This is a genomic window from Streptomyces sp. WY228 (genome assembly GCF_019287315.1).
Taxonomy (GTDB): Bacteria; Actinomycetota; Actinomycetes; order Streptomycetales; family Streptomycetaceae; genus Streptomyces; species Streptomyces caviscabies.
Map to the genome: position 1 here is coordinate 5644804 of NZ_CP079114.1, position 18962 is coordinate 5663765.

An 18962-nucleotide genomic window follows, 5' to 3' on the forward strand; every position below is an offset into this window, starting at 1 on the left:
GGCGGGCACAGGGGCGCGGGGGCACGGGGGGCCTCCGGGCTCGTAGGGTGGTCCCCATGAAGGACCTCCCCGCCCGCCGTCTGCTGCTGGTGCACGCGCACCCCGACGACGAGTCGATCAACAACGGCGCCACCATGGCCAGGTACGCGGCCGAGGGCGCCCACGTCACCCTGGTGACGTGCACGCTCGGCGAGGAGGGCGAGGTCATCCCGCCCCCGCTCGCCCGCCTCACCGCCGACCGGGACGACGTGCTCGGCCCCCATCGCGTGGGCGAGCTGGCCGAGGCGATGAAGGAACTCGGCGTCGCCGACCACCGCTTCCTCGGCGGGGCGGGCCGCTACCGCGACTCCGGAATGATGGGCGCCGAGCAGAACGGCCGCCCCGGCTCCTTCTGGTCCACCCCGGTGGACGAGGCCGCGGCCCACCTCGTCGAGGTGATCCGCGAGGTCCGCCCCCAGGTCCTGGTCACCTACGACCCGGACGGCGGCTACGGCCACCCCGACCACATCCAGGCCCACCGCGTCGCGATGCGCGCCGCCGACCTGGCCGCCGACCCGGCGTACGGCTCCGGCGCACCGCACACCATCGCCAAGATCTACTGGAACCGGGTGGAGCGGACCGTGCTGGAGGCCGCCTTCGACCGCCTCCGCACCACCGCGCCGGACGCCTTCCCCGGCATCGCCGCCGTGGACGACGTCCCGGGCGTGACCGACGGGGAGCGGATCACCGCCGAGATCGACGGATCGGCGTACGCCGGGGCGAAGTCGGCGGCGATGCGCGCCCACGCCACCCAGATCGCGGTCGACGGCCCCTTCTTCGCCCTCTCCAACGACCTCGGCCAGCCCCTGCTGACGTCCGAGTGCTACCAACTGGTGCGGGGCGTACCGGGCGGGCCCGACGGCGCGCGTGAGGACGACCTGTTCGCGGGCCTGCCGGACGCCACGGGCACCGCAGGCGTCACGGGTGTCACAGGGGCCGCAGGGGGCGCCGAGTGAGCGGGAACGCCGGCAGGAAGGGCCGTGAGCGCGCGCAGTCCGCCCGCGCGTCGCTGCGCAACGCGCCGCCCAGGCCGCCCGAGCGGCCCACCGGCCTCCTCGCACGTCCGAACCCGGCCCGGATCGCCGCCTACTTGGGCTTCGGTGTGCTCGGCGTGCTCGTCGCCCTCGCCGGAACGCTCCTCCAAGCCGCCTGGTTCCCGGGCGGGTTGATCATCGCGCTGCTGGCCTGCGCGGGCCTCTTCTACGGCGGCCGGATCCTGGTCGGCACCCAGCTCGGCGCACTCGCCCCGGCGGCCGGCTGGTTCGTCACGGTGTTCGTTCTGCTGAGCGGCACGTCGGAGGGCGACTACGTCTTCGGCGACGAACTCGGCCTGGCGCTCTTCGTCCTCGGCGGGACGGCCGCCGCTGTGATCTGCGCCACCACCTCCAAGGTGCCGCAATCAGCCATCCGCAGCGGCCGGTCCGGTACGTGAAGTGCCAAGTCCGGGTCCGCCGTGACCCCCACAGGTGTGATGCAGGGGTGGAGGTTTCCCCCGGTCGCGGAGTGTCCGACGGCGGCGGCCAGTATGGTGGTGCGCGCGCCGAGCCGTCCCCTGGCCTGCGGCATGGGGGAAGTACGGGCGGCGGAGCCAATCGGGAGAACCTGCTTTGAGTCGTGAAACTGACAGTTCGTCCTCCGGGCCCCAGGGGCGCGGCGGTGCCGCGTACCCGTCGGGTACGCCGCCGTACGGATCCCGCCAGTATCCGTCGCCGCACCCGTCGCAGGACGGCTCTGACGAGAACCCGGAATCCGTGGATCCGCCCCGGCCCGAGGAACCGAAGACCGAGACGACGCTGACGACGCGCATCCGGATCAACATCCCCGGGTCCCGTCCCATCCCGCCGGTCGTGATGCGTACGCCGATGGCGGAGAGCGACATCGCCGGCGGCCGTTCCGACGCGGAGCGCACCGGCGCCACCCCGCGCCCCGGCACGCCTCCGCCGGCACCCGCGGCCGGAGTCGGAGGCGGCTCGGGTCCCTCCGTCCGTTCCGCCGCGGGCCCGGACGGCGGAGCGCCCGCGGACCGGTCCCGGGACGGCGGCCCGTCGGCCGACCCGACGCCCGCGGAGAAGCCGGCCCGGGAGAAGAGCGGCAGTGACTGGTTCGCCCCGCGCAAGGCTCCGGCCGGCGGAGCGGGAGCGGCCGCTCAGGGCACCGGTGCGTCCGGCGGCCCCGGTGGCGCGCCTTCCGGTCCCGGCGGGCCCGGAAGCGCCCCGGGCACGGGCGGCCCCGGCGGCCCGGGAGCGGGTGGCCTCGGCGGCCCCGGTGCGGGCAACCCCACCGGCCCCGGCGGTGACGCGGGCCGCTCGCGTCCCGACCTGCCGTACTTCTCGGACGCCCCGCAGCCCGGCGGCGCTCCGGGCGGCCCCGGCCGCAGCGCGCTCGACGCCTTCGGCGCCGACGCCCCCGGCCCCGGGGCACGTACGCCCGGTCCGTCCGGCCCCACCACGGGACCGGTCACCGGCACCTCCTCGCTCACCCCGAACCTCGACGGCGTCCCGGGCCTCGGCGGCCCCGGCCCGATGGTCCCGGGCGTCCCCGGCGGCGTACCGCCCCGGATGTCCGACGACACGGCGATCCTCACGCCGCAGGCCCCGGCACCGGAGCCCGGCCCCGGCGGACATGTCTCGGGCTCCACGCTGACCAGCGGCATCCCCGTGGTGCCCAGCGAGCCCCGCACCCCGTTCCCGGGCGGTCCCGGTACCCCCGGCGGCCCGCCGGCGGGCGGTCCCGGCGGTCCGGGCGGACCCGGTGTTCCCGCGCCCGGTCCCGCGGCCCCGCGTCCGGCCCAGCAGTCAGCGGCGGCCCCGGCCCCCGCGAAGAAGGGCCGCTCCAAACTGGTCCTGCTCGGGGTGGCCGCGGTCGTGCTGCTCGGCATCGCGTACGGCGCGGGCCTCCTGCTGAACCACGCCGAGGTCCCCAAGGGCACCACGGTGCTCGGCGTCGACATCGGCGGCGGCACGAAGGAGGAGGCGGTCGCCAAGCTCGACGCCGCTCTCGGCGAGCGGGCCAAGAAGCCGCTCCAGCTGTCGGTGGACGGCAAGGAGGAGCAGCTCGACCCGGCAAAGGCCGGTCTCACCCTGGACAGCCAGGAGACCGTGCGCGGCGCGGCGGGCAGCGACTACAACCCCGTCTCGGTGATCGGTTCGCTGTTCGGCGGGGAGCGCCCCGCCGACCCGGTGATCCCGGTCGACGAGGAGAAGCTCGGCGTGGCGCTGACCGACCTGGCGGGCGCCTCCGGCTCCGCCAGCGACGGCACCATCCGCTTCGAGCCGAACAAGGCCGTGGCGGTGCCGGGCAAGCCGGGCAAGACGCTGGACGCCGGCCAGTCCCTGATCTCGGTCCGGGACGCCTACCGCGCCCAGGTACAGACCGGGCAGGAGCGGCTGGTCGAACTCCCCGTCACCACCAGCGAGCCCACCATCACCAAGGCCGAACTGGACCGGGCGATGAGGGAGTTCGCCGAGCCCGCGATGTCCGGTCTGATCACCATCAAGGCCGGTCCCAAGCAGATCCAGTTCGGCCCCGCCCGGTCGCTGCCGCAGATCCTCTCCATGAAGGCCGTGGACGGCCGGCTGGTCGACGTCTACGACAAGAAGGCGATCGACACGCTCCTGGACGGCGTCTTCGACGGCATCATGGCGGTCAAGGGCGACGGCAAGGAGCACCAGGTCGGCCCGGACGACGTGGCACAGGCGATGAAGACCGCCCTGGCCGGGAAGACCCCGGCCGAGCGCACGGTCACCATCGACCTGACCGGCCAGGGCTGACGCCCGGCACCGCAGTCGCTCCCCACCCGCTCCACCCTCCGCCCCCGCCCGGGAACGTCTCCGGCCGGGGGCGGAGTCGTCGGCGGCCGGGCGGGAACCGGGACGACCTCCCCGGGTTCCCCACTCCGTGAGGGAACTCGCCCACTCCGTAAGAACTTTCAGAAACAATCTGGAAACCGTTGCGGATGCCTTGACGTGTCCATAGCCGAACGGGCAGGCTCCGAACTCCCCCCACGGCAGCCAGGCGCGTGGCTGCCCACGCCGGGTACGGGCGAACGCCCCGTACCCGCGACCGAAGGAGCCGCAATTGAGTTCCCGCGCCGCACGCGCAACCCTGGCGGGCCTGCTCGCCGCCGGAGGCCTCGCGGTCCTCGCCCCCTGGTCCTCCCAGGCGACCCCACCGGGCGAGAAGACCGTCACCGCCACCCTCTTCGAATGGAAGTACGACGCGGTCGCCGCCGCCTGCACCGACACCCTGGGCCCGGCCGGCTACGGCTACGTCGAGGTCTCGCCCGCCACCGAGCACATCCAGGGCGACCAGTGGTGGACCTCGTACCAGCCCGTCAGCTACAAGATCGCCGGCCGGCTCGGTGACCGGGACTCCTTCGCCGCGATGGTGGAGAGCTGTCACAGCGCCGGGGTCAAGGTGGTCGCGGACGCCGTGATCAACCACATGGCCGCCGGGTCCGGCACCGGGACGGGCGGCACGTCGTACACCAAGTACGACTACCCGGGCACCTTCCAGGACCAGGACTTCCACGGCTGCCGCAAGGACATCGCGAACTACGGCGACCGCGACGACGTCCAGAACTGCGAACTGGTCGGCCTCGCCGACCTGGACACCGGCAGCGACGCCGTACGCACGACGATCGCCGGCTATCTCTCCGACCTCCGCTCGCTCGGCGTCGACGGCTTCCGCATCGACGCCGCCAAGCACATGTCCGCCGACGACGTCGCCGCGATCAAGGGCAAGATGGACGACCCCGGCTTCTGGGTCACCGAGGTGATCCACGGCGGGGGAGAGGCGGTCCAGCCGGAGGAGTACACCGCGATCGGCGACGTCGACGAGTTCCGTTACGGCGGCCACCTCAAGTCCGCCTTCCAGGGCGGCGGTCTGTCCGGCCTCAAGTCGATCGCCGACGGCAAACTGCCCGGCGGCTCGGCCCGTACGTTCGTCGACAACTGGGACACCGAGCGCAACGGCTCCACCCTCACCTACAAGGACGGCGCGGCCCACACCCTGGCCAACGTCTTCATGCTCGCCTCGCCCTACGGATCGCCGAACGTCTTCTCCGGCTACACCTGGTCCGACAAGGACGCGGGCCCGCCCAACGGCGGTGCTGCGGACTGCGGTTCCGACGCCTGGACCTGCGTCCACGCCCAGCAGACGGTCACCGGCATGGTCGGCTTCCACAACGCCACGGCGGGCGCGGAGCTGACCGACTGGTGGGACGACGGCTCATCGGCCCTCGCCTTCGCCCGCGCGGGCAAGGGCTTCGTCGCCCTCAACAACGGCGACGCGGAGCTGACCCGCACCTTCACGACGACGCTGCCCGCGGGCACGTACTGCAACGTGGTCGCCGCGGCCCCGGACGCCTGCGACGGCAACGAGGTCACGGTCGCGGACGACGGCACGGCGACGGCCACGGTCCCGGCGCACGGGGCGGTGGCGCTGCACACGTAGGAGGCGTCCCGCCAACGGCGGAGCGGGGCCCGGCGCTCATCAGCAGCCGGGCCCCGCTCCCGTACCTCTCCCGTACGTCTCCGTGTCGGGGACTACGGGAAGTTCACGACCTGCGAGGGGATCGTGTCCGGGCCGGATGTGGGGGATCCGACGTCGTTGATCACGTGCTCGTACTGGCCGTTGCCGCCGAGCGAGACGACGAGCAGGCTGTGGAACTTCACGCCGGGCTTCACCGGGGCCTTGAAGCCGTGGCCCTGGATGATGGTCGGGTCGACGTTGTAGTAGCAGTAGCTGCCCATGCCCCAGCCCTCGTGCTGTTCGACCGAGTCGTCGACCCGGTAGGCGGCGTAGCCCTTCGTGTCGCCGTTCTGGATCGCCTCCTGGTTCGGGGCGTCGTAGGCCTTCTCGTTCTGGAAGAAGATCGTGCGGCCGCGCTCGCCGTACCACTCCACGTCGTACTTGTTGAAGTGCTCCACGAACAGCCCGGTCGCCAGCACGTCGTCACCGTTGACGCGGACACCGTAATCGGCCCGGTTGGTCTCCCAGCCCCAGCCCTCGCCGTGGTCCGCACGCCACACCCAGGTGTGGTCGATGATCGTGTCGTCGCTGTTCACCACGATGCTGGTGGTCGCCTTGCCGGGGCCCGCGCCGCCGATCCGCACGAACACGTCCTGCAGCGACGTCGGGTTCGCCGAGTGGTCCGCCGATGCGTTCTCCGGGCCGACCTCGATCAGCGTCTCGGAGTTCACCGGGCCCGCGTCGACCAGGAGGCCCGCGAGCTTCACCCCGTCCACGTCACCGACCTTGATCGCGGTCACCCCGTTGTCCGGGATGATCGTGGCCAGGCCGAGGCCGAGGGCCACGGTGTCCGCGCGGTTGATGTTGATCGTCTCGTCGACGTGGTAGACGCCGGGCGTGAAGAGCAGATGCAGGCCCTGCTCCACGGCCGCGTTGATGGTGGCCGCGTCGGCGCCCTCCTTCACGACGTAGAACTGGTCCAGCGGGATCGACTCGCCGGCCGGTGTGCCGTTGGCCCACGAGACGCCGCGCGCGTTCTCACGCTTCTCCGGCACGAAGACCTTGTAGTCGTCGCCGTCGAGGTAGAGGAACGGCTTCTCGCGCGAGATCGGGGTGGTGTCCAGCGTGGTGTACGGAGGCTCCGGGAAGCTGTTGGCCGGTGCGCCCTCGACGCCGGAGAACGTCATGTTCCAGACGCCGTTGCCCCAGCCGCCCACCGAGCTGTCGCGGGTGTACCACTGCTGCTGGGAGTACGGTCCGACCTCGCCGTCGATCTTGGAGTCGGCGATGTAGCCGCCGCTGGCCCAGCCGTAACCGTCGGGCGCGAGGTTCAGCCCGCCCTTGACGTGCATCCGGCGGAAGGGCGCGGCCTGCGAGACCGCCCAGCGGTTGGTGCCGGAGACGGGGTTCAGCGTCAGGTTCTCCGCCGAACGCCAGAAGTTCTGGGTCGCGTTCCCGTCGAACCAGCCCGCGTCGACCGTCACATCACCGTTGAACGTGGTGTCGTTCGGGTTGAGGCCGAGACCGGCGATCTGCGTGTAGAAGCCGATCTGCGCGTTGATGTTGTCGTACGTGCCCGGCTTGAACATCAGCGCGTAGCGGTCGCTGCCGAACTGCGCCGACTCCTGCTTCTTGAAGATCTCGTCGACCTTGCCCTGGATGTCGGGCGTGGACGGATCGAAGACATGGACGTTGGGACCGAGGTCGCCGCCGCCCGGCACCGCCTGGACCTCTTCGCCGAAGGCGGTCTGCGCGGTGGGCACGGACATGAGCATCGCCACGGCGAGTGCGGCGAATCCGAGGGCCCGGGTGCGGCGGCGCGTGCGTGGTGCGGTGGGGGGAGCATGCATGGGGTACGTCTCCTGGGTCGTGGTACGTGTGCACGACGAACGGACGAGAGAGCCTTGGGGGGAGGCGCTGGGAGAGCGCTCTCTCGTTACGGTGATGTTTCCCCCGTGGGCCTGTACGCGTCAAGAGGTGTGCGTCAGGAGCCTCGGAAGATGGCACTGAATCCAACAACTGACCCTGAATGTCGGGAAATTGGCGATCCTGGCGCGGTGGCGAGCGGCCGCTGACTTCAGAAGCTGATGTCGTGCCCGGTCATGGTGGTGCCCGTGGCCGTGGACAGGCGGGCGCGCCGCCCGCGGGGGACCATGGGGCCATGAGCTCCCCCGCCGGTCCGCAGCGCCCTCCTCGTGAAGCCGATCAGATCAAGGTCTGGTTCCGCTTCGTCCCGCGGGAGGACTGGCTGCCGTACGACACCGAGGGGTTGTGGGCGACGCGGCTCGGCCCGGACACCGCGCGGGTGGACAACGTGCCCTTCCTCCAGGACGGGGTCGCCGAGGGCGAGACCGTACGGTTCCGGACGGACGAGGACGGGGTGCACTGGGCCGCCGGCCGGGTGGCGGAGTCGGGCAACTGCACGGTGCGGGTGCTGCCCGTGCCGGACGGTCCGCTCGGGCACGACGCACAGGCCGTGCACGAGCGGCTCGCCGGCTTCGGGCTCACGGGCGAGGTCTTCAGCGCCGAGTTCCCGCTGGTCGCCCTGACCGTGCCCGGCGGCGCGGACCTGCGCGGGGTCAAGGCGCTGCTGGCCCGGGGCCGGGACGAGGGCTGGTGGCACTTCGAGGTCTCGTGCGTCACGGACGCCTGGCGGGCGGCGTAGCGCACGGGGGTGCGGAGCACTCGCACGTACGGCGTGGAGCGCGGCGGACGGCGGATGCGCGGAGCGCGGGTGTACGGCGGGTGCGCTGGTGCGCGGAGCGCCGGGGGTTACGCCTCCGCCTCGCCGATCTTCCGGATCACCCGGGCCGGGTTGCCGACCGCCACCACGTTCGCGGGCAGGTCCTTCGTGACGACCGCCCCCGCGCCGACCACCGTGTTCTCGCCGATGCTCACCCCGGGGCAGACGATCACACCGCCGCCCAGCCACACGTTGTCGCCGATGGTGATCGGCTGTGCCGCCTCCCACTTGGCGCGGCGCGGCTCCGGGTCGACCGGGTGGGTCGGGGTGAGCAGCTGGACGTTCGGGCCCATCTGGACGTCCGCGCCGATGGTGATGCGGGCGACGTCCAGGAGGACCGCGCCGAAGTTGATGAACGTCCGGGGGCCGATGGTGGTCTGGTAGCCGTAGTCGACCCGCAGCGGCGGCCGTACCTCCACGCCCTCGCCCACCTCGCCGAGGAGTTCGGCCAGGACGGCGCGCCGGGCCTCGGGGTCGGCGGCCGACGTGGCGTTGTAGCGCTCGCTCAGGACGGCCGCGTGCAGTGCCTCCGCCGCCAGCTCGGGGTCGTCGGCGATGTACAGCTCGCCGGAGAGCATGGCTTCCTTCTGGCTGGGCCTGGTCTCGTCGCTCATGTCGTCTCTTCCGTGCTGGGTGTGCTGGGTGTGCTGGGTGTGCTGGGTGTGCTGGGTGTGCGGGACGCTCGCGGTGATCCGTCCGCTCCGAGCAGTCTGCCCCTGTCGGCTTCGTCACGATCACGCAGCCCCGGGGCCAGCGCCAGCGTCACCGCCACCGAGAGCCCCGCGACCGCCGCCATGCCCGTCGCGGGGGAGGTCAGCTGGGCGATGCCGCCCGCCACGGCCGCGCCCACCCCCTGCATCGCGAGCATGCCCGAGCTGCTCAGCCCGAGCGCCTGGCCGCTCAGCTCCTGCGGGGTGAGGGCCAACAGCCGTTCCTGGAGCAGCAGACTCGCGGCGAAGCCCACGCTCGCCAGCACCACCACCGCCAGTGCGAGAGGCAGCCCGGGGCGCAGGGCGAAGAGGAGATAGGGCGCGGCCAGCAGCAGCCGCAGCGGAGCCCCCAGCCGGGCCCGCCACCGGGCCGCGACGAACCGCCCGACCAGCGTGTCCCCGGCCAGCATCCCCAGGGCCCCGGCGGCGAAGAGGAGCCCGGCGTGCCCGGGCGCGTACGCCACGTACAGCGACTCGCAGCCGACGACGAGCCCGTTGGGCACCCACAGCGCCAGGAACACGTACCGGCGCGGCGTGGACGACCAGAGCAGCGCGTTCGTCCGGCGGGTCTCCCGGACCGAGGGGCGCCCGGCGGCCCGGGGCGGCCGGGCGGTCAGTCCGAACCGGGTCACGGTCGCCGCGACGACGTACAGGGCCGCCCCGATCAGCAGCGTGCCGCGCGCCGAGAACACCGTCACCAGCAGCCCGCCCACCGCGTACCCGCAGATCTGCGTCGCCCCGCCCGTCATGTTGAGCACGGAGCGGCCGAGCAGGAACCCCTCGCGCGGGACGATCTCGTTGAGCAGCCCGTACCGTACGCCGCCGCCCGGTGCCGCGGCCGTGCCCACCACCAGCAGGACGGCGAACGCGGCCCACAGCGGCAGCCCGGGCGCGGCCTGGACGCAGGCGGCGGCCGCGGACAGCAACGCCAGCGCGGTCAGGGCGGCGCGCGGCGGCAGCCGGTCCGCCGCCGACAGCAGGGTGAGCGCCCCGGCGACCTGGGCCAGCGACGGCCCGAACATCGCCAGCGCCGACAGCAGCGGAGAGCCGGTCCGCGCGTACACGAGGGTGCCCAGCGCCAGGCCGGTCGCGGTACTCGCGGCCGTCTGCACGGAGACGGCCGCGAAGAAGGGGGTGAACTCCGGGGTCCGGAACAGTTCGCGGTAGGTGCGCATGGTGCGGAGTCTCCGGAGGCCGCCGCCGGGGCCGTTACTGTTTCGCGCGGACGCGAAAGTGTGGGGCGGGGCGGTGGGGCTGGGGTCCCCTGGCCGGTGGGTCCGGTGGGTCCGGTGGGTCCGGCGAGGCCGGCGCGCGGGCGGAGAACGACGGGGCGGTGGGGCGTGTGGGGTGGTGGCAGGTGGGTGCGGACACGCTCGCGAACAGCCGGTTCGTCGTCTCGCCGCTCGCGGAGGCCGTCGCGAGCCTGATGGTCCTGGAGCGGGCCGCCGCCGCGCACCCGGGGGAGCGGGCCTGGCTGGAGGCCCATCTGCCCGCGTACCGCAGGCGGACCGCCGAGGAGCCGGTCTCCGCGCTGGTGGTCCGTTCCGCCCTCGCGCCCCGCTGGACCGCCGACTTCCTCGTCCCCGCGCCCGACCCCGCCCCGCCCGGCCGGCCCCCGTCCTCCTTCGCCGAGGAGCTCGCACGGATCCGGGCCACCCCGTCCGCCCGGGCCCGCGCCGACCTGGCCGAGACGCTGGGCGGACCGCTGCCCGCCGCGCTGGACCGGGACGACCTGGCCGAGCGCGCCGCCGACCTCGTGGAGTGGGTCTGGACGCACACCGTGCTGCCCGACTGGCCGAGGCGGCGGCGGATCCTGGAGGCCGATGTGATCGCCCGCGCCGCGCAGTTGGGGCGCGGCGGCTGGGCCGAGGCGCTGAACGGCATGAGCCCCGGCGTCCGTTGGCTGGGCGACAGCCGGCTCCAGATCAACACCCACGACAACCCGCCCCGCGAACTGGGCGGCGCACAGCTGCTGTTCATCCCCGTCACCCCGTACCGGTGCTGGGTCTGCTGGGACATTCCGTACCGGTACGGGCTGGTGTACCCGTGCTCCGGCGCGCTCGCCGAGACCGGACGCGGGCCCGCACCCGCGCCCGCGGCCCTGGGCGCGCTGATCGGCCCGGCGCGGGCGGCCGTCCTGGTGCTGCTGGCCTCTCCGCTCAGTACGACGCAGCTCGTCGCCCTGACCGGCCAGGGGCTGGGCTCGGTCGGCCGCCATCTGCGGATCCTGCTGGACGCCGGGCTGGTGCGCCGCCGCCGGGCGGGCCGCTCCGTGCTCTATTTCCGTACGGAGGCGGGGGATGTGGTGGTGCGCGGAGCCCGTTGACGGGGGCTGGAAGCGCCCCGCGCACGCCCCCGGCCGCTCCGGGCCCACACCCGTCCGCAGCTGGGCGATCAGCGCAAGCGCACATGAGTACGGTGCACTCCGCATGCCCGGTGCGCAGGTGAGCGCATGTACGAGTCGTGACAACAGTGACTATGGGCAGCCCTCGTCGTTGTGACAATTTCTCTCTCGCCGCGAACGAACCGAGCGAGGGGACCGTGCGTGAATCCGGAGTACGCCGCGTACTGCCAGGCGGACCGCCGCTTCTACGACGCACCTCACCGTTCCCCCGGACCGGACGGGGCCGTCGACGAGGAGAGCTCGTTCTACGCGGCCGTCCGTGGCCCCGTACCCCAGGGGTGGACCCGCTCCCGGCGCGGCGACTGGCTCGCGTACAGCCCCGACGGGCTGCGCCTGCCGCCGCAGGGCTGGAAGATCCATGTCTCGGCCGCCCTCGACAACGCGTCCTCCGTGCTCGACCGGGTCGTCGCCCACTGCCTGGAACACCGGCTGGCCTTCAAGTGCCTGCCGAAGCCCGGGCTGTTGGCCCTGCGGAACGCCAAGTACGCCGACCGGGCGGGCAGCGGCAAGTTCATCACCGTCTACCCGCCGTCCGACGAGGCGTTCCCCGAGGTGTGCACCGCCCTGACGGTGCTGCTCGACGGAGAGCACGGCCCCTACATCCTGAGCGACCTGCGCTGCGGGAACGGTCCCGTGCACACCCGGTACGGCGCGTTCGCCGCCCGCTTCTGCTCCGGTCCGGACGGGCGGCCCGTGCCCGCCGTCGCCGATCCGCAGGGCCGGCTCGTCCCCGACGACCGGGGCCCGGCCTTCCGCGTCCCCTCCTGGGTGACCCCGCCCGGCTTCCTGATGCCGCACCTGGAGGCCCGTTCCGCCGTGGGCCTCGCGGACCTCCCGTACACCGTGGAGAAGGCGCTGCACTTCTCCAACGGCGGCGGGGTCTACCTCGGCCGCGACACCCGTACCGGCGAGCAGGTCGTCCTCAAGGAGGCCCGCCCGTACGCCGGTCTGGCCGCCGACGGGGCGGACGCCGTGGCCCGTCTTGAGCGGGAGCGGACCGCGCTGGAGCAACTGGCCGGGCTGGACTGTGTACCGGCCGTCCGGGACGTGTTCGAGGTCGGCGACCATCACTTCCTGGTCCTCCAGTACATCCCCGGCACCACCCTCAACACCGCCTTCGCCCGCCGCTTCCCGCTCGCCCGGCAGCACCCTTCGCCCGAACTGCTCGCCGAACACGCGGCCTGGGCCGAGGAGTTGTACGGGCAGGTCGAACGCGCCGTCGAGGCGGTGCACGCCCGGGGCATCGTCATCAGCGATCTGCACATGAGCAACGTCATGGTCGACGAGGAGGCCGGGCGGATCGTCCTGCTCGACTTCGAGGCCGCCTCCCCGGCCGCCGAGCGCCGCCGTCAGATCGTCGCCAACCCGGCCTTCGTCGCCCCGCCCGACCGGCGCGGCCCCGACATCGACCGCTACGCACTCGCCTGTCTGCGGCTCGCCCTGTATCTGCCGCTCACCACGCTGTTCGGCATCGACCGTACGAAGGCCGCCGGGCTCGCACGGGACATCGCCCGCGCTTTCCCGGTCACGGAGGAGGCGCTGCGGCCGGCGGTCGAGGAGATCCTGCGCGACACGGGGCGCGACACGGGGGAGCCCGCCGCCCGGCCTTCTGCTTCGGTTCGCACTTCCGCCCCCGCTTCCGGGCGCGGTTCCGCTTCCGTACCCGACCTCGGTGACTGGCCGCGCAGCCGTGACGCGATGGTCCGGGCCATCACCGCCTCCTGCACACCCGAGCGCGAGGACCGCTGTTTCCCCGGCGACATCGCCCAGTTCGCCACGGCCACCGGCGGCCAGTCCTTCGCGTACGGCGCGGCCGGCGTGCTCTACGCCCTCCACGAGGCGGGCGCCCCACCGTGCGGACCGGCCGAGGACTGGCTCCTGCGGCACGCCAAGGACCCGGCCTCCGGCAGCCCGCTCGGCTTCTACGACGGACTCACCGGCATCGCCTGGACCCTCCACCGGACCGGCCGCACCGCCGAGGCCGCCGACCTCCTCCGGATCATCCTCGACCAGCCGCTGGAGGGCCTCGCACCCGGCCTCCACAACGGGTACGCGGGCATCGGCCTCGCCCTCGACGACCTGGCCCGCACCGCCCGCGCCGCCGACGCCCCGGCGCTGTCCGCCGCCGCGGCCCGCTGCACCGCCCTCGCCGTCCGCGCGCTCGTCGACGGACCGCCGTCACCCCGCACCGGACTGCTGCACGGCGCGAGCGGCATCGCCCTGCTGCTGATACGCCGGTACGCGACCACCGGCGACGCCGCCCTGCTCGGCCTGGCGGCCACCGCCCTGCGCCGCGACGTGGAACGGTGCCGGGCCGGGGACGACGGCGAACTCCTCGTCGTCGAGGGCAAGCGGCTGATGCCGTACCTCGGTTCGGGCAGCGCCGGGATCGCGGCCGTCATCGACGCCTACCTCGCCCACCGCCCGGACCCCGTGCTCGAAGCGGCGGGCCGCGCCCTCCTGCCGGCCGCGCGCTCCGCCTTCTACGTCCAGCCCGGGCTGCTCCGCGGCTCGGCCGGGCTCCTGCTGCACCTCGCGGCCACCCCGCTGTGCGATGCGGCCGACCGGGCCCGCGCGACCGCCCGCCACACCGAGCTGCTGGGCAGCCACGCCGTGGCGTACGGCGACGGACTCGCCTTCCCCGGCGAACAGTTGATGCGGCTGTCGATGGACCTGGCGACCGGGACCGCCGGCGCGCTGCTCGCCCTGGGCGCCGCGTCCGGGCGACCCACCGGACTGCCCTTCCTGCCCGCCGGACCACCTGTCCCGCCCGCCGCTCCGGCGGCGCACCCCGGCCGCGCGAGCGGCCCCCTGAACCGGCCCCGCCAGGGGTCGTCGGACCGGCCCCACCCGGGGTCGTTCTAGCACCACCGCCAAGCACCACCAACCGTCCCCGAAAGGACACATCATGGCGCTTCTCGACCTCCAGGCGATGGACACCCCGGCCGAGGACTCCTTCGGCGAGCTCGCCACGGGCAGCCAGGTCTCGCTGCTGGTCTGTGAGTACAGCTCCCTCAGCGTGGTCCTCTGCACCCCGTGACCCGCTCCGGCCGGCCCGCGGGTGATCCTCACCGGCGGGCCGGCCGGCCACGTGCCCGCAGGAACAGGAAAGGCGACCCCGTGCGGCAGCACCCACGCCCGGGCACGGCGTCCGCCGCCGACGCCCGGCGGCTCGCCCGGCTCCACCCGGCCGCCCTCCTCGGGCTCCTCCTCTGCTCCACCGGCGGGGCGCTCGCCGCCCTCGCCCTGCCCGCCGCCCTCGGCCACACCGTCGACCGGCTCGTGACCGGCGGCCCCGTGCCCTGGACCTGGCTGCTGCTCTGCGCCGCCCTGACCCTCGCCGAGACCGGGTTCGACGCGGCGGCCGCGGTGACCGGCACGACCACCACCGCCGAACTCACCGCGTCCCTGCGCACCCGCACGGCCGCCCGGCTCCTGGCCGCCGAACCCCGCCGCGCCCTCGCGCTGCCCTCCGGCGACCTCACCGCCCGGCTCACCGCCCGCACCGCCGACGCCGCCGCCGCGCCCGTCACCGCCGCCGGAGCCGTCGCGGGCGTCCTGCTCCCGCTCGGCGCGATCGTCGGCCTCCTCCTCATCGACGTCTGGACGGCCGCCGCGCTCCTCCTGGGCGCCCCCCTCCTCGTCGCGCTGCTGCGCGCCTTCACCCGCCGGACCGCCGACGCCGGGGCCGACTACCAGCGCGCCCAGTCGCTCATCGCCCACCGGCTCACCGAGGCCCTGGACGGCGCCGACACCATCCGCGCCGCCCGCACCGGCGCCCGGGAGCACCGCCGCGTCCTGGAACCCCTGACCGCGCTCGCCGAACACGGTCGGCGCACCTGGACGGTGTACGGGCGGGCCGTCGGCCGCAGCGGGCTCCTGCTGCCCCTGCTCATGCTGCTGGTCCTCGCGGTCGCCGGACTCCGGCTCGGCGCGGGCGCGATCGGCGTCGGCGACCTGGTCGCCGCGTCCCGCTACGCGAGCCTCGCCGTCGGCATCGGCGCCCTCACCGGCGCGCTCGGCTCCCTCGCCCGCAGCCGCGCCGCCGCCCGCAGCCTCGGCCCCCTCCTCACCCTCGCCCCGCTGCCGCACCGCGGCCTGGGCCCGGTGCCCGACGCCCCCGGACACCTCGAACTCCGGGACGTCGGCGTCGAGTCGGACGGCGGCCCGCTGCTGACCGGCGTCCACCTCACCGTCCCCGGCGGCACGTCGCTCGCCGTCGTCGGGCGCTCCGGCTCCGGCAAGTCGCAGCTCGCCGCGGTCGCCGGGCGGCTGCTCGACCCGGACACCGGCAGCGTGCTGCTGGACGGCGTGCCGCTGGACGCCATGGAACCGGCCCGGCTGCGCCGAGAGGTGGCGTACGCCTTCGCCCGCCCCGCCCTCCTCGGCGTCACCGTCGAGGACACGATCGCGTACGGACCCGGGACCGCGTCGCCCGAAGCCGTACGCGAAGCCGCCCGCGCGGCCCGCGCCGACGGGTTCGTCGCGCTGCTCCCGTACGGCTACGCGACCCCGGTCGCCGACGCGCCGCTCTCCGGCGGCGAACGCCAACGCCTGGGCCTGGCGCGTGCGTTCGCCCACCCGGGCCGCCTGATGATCCTGGACGACGCGCTGTCCAGCCTCGACACCGTGACCGAGCACCACGTCCGCCGCGCCCTGGACGCCCGGGCCGGCCGCTGCACCCGGATCATCGTCGCCCACCGGCTCTCCTCGGCCGCGCGGGCGGACCGGGTCGCCTGGCTGGAGGACGGCCGGCTCCGCGCGACGGGCCGCCACGAGGAGCTGTGGGCCGACCCGGACTACCGCGCGGTCTTCCGCGGCACCCCACCGGGCGAGCACGCGGAGCGGTCCGGAGCGGAGGCGGAGACCCGATGACGCACGACGAGACCCGCCCCGAACACGACGCCCTGCGCAAGGCCCTCGTGCCAGGCAAGGCATCCACACCAGGTGAGGCACCACGCGACGCCACAAGTGAGGCACCACGCGACACCACGAGTGAGGCACCACGCGACGCCACAAGTGAGGCACCGCGTGAAGCCTCGACCGAGGCACCGCGTGAAGCCTCACGTGAGGCACCGCGTGACGCCCCGCTCCGCCGGGTCGTCCGCGAGGCGCGCCCCTTCCTGCGGGCCCGCACCGGCGTGATCCTGCGGCTGGCCGGCTGGTCCCTGCTGGAGTTCGCGCAGACCTTCCTCAGCGGGTACGGCGTCGCCCGCGCGCTCGACGACGGCTTCCTCGCCGCCCGCCCGCTGACCGGTCTCCTCTGGCTGGCCGTCGCCGCCGTCGCCGTACTGCCCGCCGTGCTCGCCGCACGCGGGGTGTTCGGGCGGCTCGCCGATCTGGTGGAGCCGCTGCGCGACGGGCTGGTCCGGCGCGCCGTGTCCCGGGCGATGTCCGAGGCCCTCGCCCAACCGTCCGGCGACGTCAGCACCCGGTCCCTCTCCCAGGTCACCCATCAGAGTGAAATAGCCCGCGACGGCTGGGCCGGCCTCGTCCTGACCCTGCGCTCGTTCGTGTTCACGGCCGCCGGGGCCGTCACCGGCCTGCTGGCCCTCTCGCCCGCCCTCCTCCTGACCGTGCTGCCCCCGCTCGCCCTCGGGGCCGCCCTGTTCCTCGGCACCCTGCCGCCGATGGCCGCCCGCCAGCGCGACTACCTCGCCGCCGACGAGGCGTACGCCGCCCACGCGGGCCGGCTCGCCGCCTCCGTACGCGACATCGCCGCCGCCGGAACCGCCGGGCGGACGGTGGCCGAGTCCCGGACCCTCGCCGGGGCCCAGCTCGCCGCCTCCCGCTCGCTGGCCCGCTGGTCGGCCGTCAGGGTGCTGGCCCTCGCCGTCTGCGGCCGGTTCCCCCCGATCCTGCTGCTCCTGGCCGCGCCCTGGCTGCTGCGGAACGGGCTCACCCCGGGCGCGCTGGTCGGCGCGCTGACCTACCTCACCCAGGCCCTCGCCCCCGCCGTCCAGGCGCTGATGACCATGCTGGGCACGGTCGGCGGCCGGCTCGTCGTGGTCCTGGACCGGTTCACGGACGCACCGCCCCCGCCCGCCGACGACCCGCCGCTCCCCGCCCGGGCCGCCACCCCGCCGCCGCGCGGCACCCCGGTCGCCGAACTCCACGAGGTCACCTTCGCGTACGGGCCCGGAGCCCACCCCGTCCTGGACCGGCTCTCCCTGACGATCGGGGCGGGCGAGCACCTCGCGGTCGTCGGCCCGAGCGGCAGCGGCAAGTCGACCCTGGCCGCCGTCCTCGCCGGGACCGAGCGGCCGACCGGGGGAGCGGTGCGGTGGCGGGGGCGGCCGGCGCGCCCGGCCGACGCCACCTCCGTACGCGTCCTGCTGCCCCAGCACGCCCATGTGTTCAGCGGCTCGCTGCGGGACAACCTCCGCTACCTCCGGCCCGACGCCCGCGACCGGGAGATCGCGGCCATGGCGGACGCGCTCGGCCTGGACACGCTGCTCTCCCGGCTCGGCTCGCTGGACGCGGTGCTCGCACCGGACCGGCTCTCCCAGGGCGAACGGCAGCTCGTCGCCCTGGGCCGGGCCTACCTCGCCGCCCCGCCGCTGCTGATCCTCGACGAGGCCACCAGCCGGCTCGACCCGGCCGCCGAGACCCGCGCCGAGCTGGCGTTCGCCGCGCTGCCGGGCGCGCTGGTCGTCGTCGCCCACCGGCTCAGCTCGGCCCACCGCGCCGAACGGACCCTGGTGATGGACGGCCCGCGCACCCGGTGCGGCACCCCCGCCGAACTCCTGCGCTCCAGCGCCCTCTACCGGGACCTGGCAGGCTTCTGGGAGCCGGAGGAAGAGCGGCACGGCGAGGGGCACGGCATCAGATCCACCCCGCCTCCTTCGCCCGTCTGATCGCGTCCAGCCGATTGCGCGCCCCGGACTTCCGTATGGCGGCGGCGAGATAATTGCGGACCGTCCCCGGCGTCAGATGCAGTCGAGCGGCGATTCCGGCCACGGTGTCACCCCCTTCGGCCATCGAGAGCACACTCAATTCCCGTGGGGACAACGGCATGTCGGCCACCTGAAGCAGGCTGAAGGCCAGCGACTCGTCGATATGCCGTCCGCCGTCCGCCAGTTTGTGCATCACCTCGGACAGGTCGTCCACCGGGCGGTACTTGTCGATGTAGCCGAGCGCCCCCGCCTCGTACGCCCGCCGCAGCCCGCGCGGCCGGTCGCTGCGGGTGAGCACGGCGAGCGGATACGGCCCGCCGTGCGGTGCGGTCATCGTCCGCACCTCGTCCAGGACGTCCAGTACGCCCGGACAGTCGAGGTCGGTGAGGAGCACATCGGGCCCGGGCCCGCTCAGCGCGGCGCGTATCGCACCGTGTTCGGCGGTGCGGACCTCTATGCCCCGCCCCGTGCCGAGGAGTGAGGCCAGCGAAGCGCGCCACAACGGCACGGTGTGGACCAACAGCACGGTCGTCATCGATCTGCCCCCAGGTTTCTCTTCCGGCCCGCCGGACGCGGAATGCGACGGGCTGTGCGCATCCGGTGACGGGTTTCCAGTTGAGCGCATGGGCATTCGCGTACGCGGACGAACGGGCCGAAAAGCGCGTCCGGTGGGCGCGGATGGGGGCGTTCGGATGTAA

General features: G+C 74.2%; 14 protein-coding genes. 10 read left to right on the forward strand and 4 right to left on the reverse strand.

What is annotated here, in order from left to right:
• Nucleotides 1–56: 56 nt before the first annotated feature.
• The 4 genes from mshB to KV381_RS24860 all read left to right on the forward strand — a co-directional run bounded on the left by mshB (nucleotide 57) and on the right by KV381_RS24860 (nucleotide 5493).
• The gene (gene mshB, locus KV381_RS24845) at nucleotides 57–995 is read left to right on the forward strand and encodes an N-acetyl-1-D-myo-inositol-2-amino-2-deoxy-alpha-D-glucopyranoside deacetylase (RefSeq protein ID WP_218786326.1); all 939 of its coding nucleotides are present in this window, start codon (nucleotides 57–59) and stop codon (nucleotides 993–995) included.
• On the forward strand, nucleotides 992–1471 hold the full coding sequence (locus KV381_RS24850; RefSeq protein WP_218786329.1) for a DUF6113 family protein: 480 nt from the start codon (nucleotides 992–994) through the stop codon (nucleotides 1469–1471). The genes mshB and KV381_RS24850 overlap by 4 nt, the downstream gene beginning before the upstream one ends.
• A 175-nt stretch (nucleotides 1472–1646) precedes the next feature.
• On the forward strand, nucleotides 1647–3809 hold the full coding sequence (locus tag KV381_RS24855) for a hypothetical protein (RefSeq protein ID WP_218786331.1): 2163 nt from the start codon (nucleotides 1647–1649) through the stop codon (nucleotides 3807–3809).
• 307 nt (nucleotides 3810–4116) lie between these two features.
• Complete coding sequence (locus KV381_RS24860) at nucleotides 4117–5493, forward strand: alpha-amylase family protein (protein WP_030630919.1); 1377 nt, start codon at nucleotides 4117–4119, stop codon at nucleotides 5491–5493.
• A gap of 92 nt (nucleotides 5494–5585) precedes the next feature.
• Here the strand turns inward: KV381_RS24860 and KV381_RS24865 are convergent, their stop codons facing one another.
• The gene (locus KV381_RS24865) at nucleotides 5586–7361 is read right to left on the reverse strand and encodes a coagulation factor 5/8 type domain-containing protein (RefSeq protein WP_086780141.1); all 1776 of its coding nucleotides are present in this window, start codon (nucleotides 7359–7361) and stop codon (nucleotides 5586–5588) included.
• A gap of 311 nt (nucleotides 7362–7672) precedes the next feature.
• Between KV381_RS24865 and KV381_RS24870 the strand changes: the two genes are divergently transcribed.
• The gene (locus KV381_RS24870; RefSeq protein WP_086780142.1) at nucleotides 7673–8176 is read left to right on the forward strand and encodes a DUF4265 domain-containing protein; all 504 of its coding nucleotides are present in this window, start codon (nucleotides 7673–7675) and stop codon (nucleotides 8174–8176) included.
• Nucleotides 8177–8283: 107 nt separating this feature from the next.
• Here KV381_RS24870 and KV381_RS24875 read toward each other — a convergent pair whose 3' ends face one another.
• Both KV381_RS24875 and KV381_RS24880 read right to left on the reverse strand, forming a co-directional pair.
• Nucleotides 8284–8868 carry a sugar O-acetyltransferase gene (locus tag KV381_RS24875; protein ID WP_030082855.1) on the reverse strand — a complete coding sequence of 195 codons (585 nt, stop codon included), beginning with the start codon at nucleotides 8866–8868 and terminating at the stop codon, nucleotides 8284–8286.
• Nucleotides 8865–10139 (reverse strand): MFS transporter, encoded by a 1275-nt coding sequence (locus KV381_RS24880; protein ID WP_218786333.1) that lies wholly within the window; start codon nucleotides 10137–10139, stop codon nucleotides 8865–8867. The genes KV381_RS24875 and KV381_RS24880 overlap by 4 nt, the downstream gene beginning before the upstream one ends.
• A gap of 167 nt (nucleotides 10140–10306) precedes the next feature.
• Here KV381_RS24880 and KV381_RS24885 point away from each other — a divergent pair, with 167 nt between their 5' ends.
• The 5 genes from KV381_RS24885 (at nucleotide 10307) to KV381_RS24905 (ending at nucleotide 18225) form a co-directional block, all read left to right on the forward strand.
• Nucleotides 10307–11290: a helix-turn-helix transcriptional regulator gene (locus tag KV381_RS24885; RefSeq protein ID WP_218786335.1), complete on the forward strand. Its 984-nt coding sequence runs from the start codon at nucleotides 10307–10309 to the stop codon at nucleotides 11288–11290.
• Nucleotides 11291–11509: 219 nt separating this feature from the next.
• On the forward strand, nucleotides 11510–14233 hold the full coding sequence (gene lanKC, locus KV381_RS24890; RefSeq protein WP_218786338.1) for a class III lanthionine synthetase LanKC: 2724 nt from the start codon (nucleotides 11510–11512) through the stop codon (nucleotides 14231–14233).
• Between the two features lie 43 nt (nucleotides 14234–14276).
• The gene (locus KV381_RS24895) at nucleotides 14277–14408 is read left to right on the forward strand and encodes a SapB/AmfS family lanthipeptide (protein ID WP_003966507.1); all 132 of its coding nucleotides are present in this window, start codon (nucleotides 14277–14279) and stop codon (nucleotides 14406–14408) included.
• Between the two features lie 80 nt (nucleotides 14409–14488).
• A complete protein-coding gene (locus KV381_RS24900; protein ID WP_218786339.1) occupies nucleotides 14489–16243 on the forward strand; it encodes an ABC transporter ATP-binding protein in 1755 nt (584 codons plus the stop codon).
• 248 nt (nucleotides 16244–16491) lie between these two features.
• Nucleotides 16492–18225, forward strand: coding sequence for an ATP-binding cassette domain-containing protein (locus KV381_RS24905; RefSeq protein ID WP_373461214.1), 1734 nt, complete (start codon nucleotides 16492–16494; stop codon nucleotides 18223–18225).
• On the opposite strand, the gene KV381_RS24910 is transcribed toward KV381_RS24905, so the two are convergent.
• Nucleotides 18194–18799: a response regulator transcription factor gene (locus KV381_RS24910; RefSeq protein ID WP_030082865.1), complete on the reverse strand. Its 606-nt coding sequence runs from the start codon at nucleotides 18797–18799 to the stop codon at nucleotides 18194–18196. The two genes, KV381_RS24905 and KV381_RS24910, sit on opposite strands and share 32 nt — an antisense overlap.
• Nucleotides 18800–18962: the final 163 nt, after the last annotated feature.

Coding starts and splice junctions, on each gene's coding strand:
- KV381_RS24910 (WP_030082865.1), bottom strand. CDS start 18,799: ATGACGACCGTGCTGTTGGTCCACACCGTGCCGTTGTGGCGCGCTTCG.
- mshB (WP_218786326.1), top strand. CDS start 57: ATGAAGGACCTCCCCGCCCGCCGTCTGCTGCTGGTGCACGCGCACCCC.
- KV381_RS24870 (WP_086780142.1), top strand. CDS start 7,673: ATGAGCTCCCCCGCCGGTCCGCAGCGCCCTCCTCGTGAAGCCGATCAG.
- KV381_RS24880 (WP_218786333.1), bottom strand. CDS start 10,139: ATGCGCACCTACCGCGAACTGTTCCGGACCCCGGAGTTCACCCCCTTC.
- KV381_RS24895 (WP_003966507.1), top strand. CDS start 14,277: ATGGCGCTTCTCGACCTCCAGGCGATGGACACCCCGGCCGAGGACTCC.
- KV381_RS24875 (WP_030082855.1), bottom strand. CDS start 8,868: ATGAGCGACGAGACCAGGCCCAGCCAGAAGGAAGCCATGCTCTCCGGC.
- KV381_RS24865 (WP_086780141.1), bottom strand. CDS start 7,361: ATGCATGCTCCCCCCACCGCACCACGCACGCGCCGCCGCACCCGGGCC.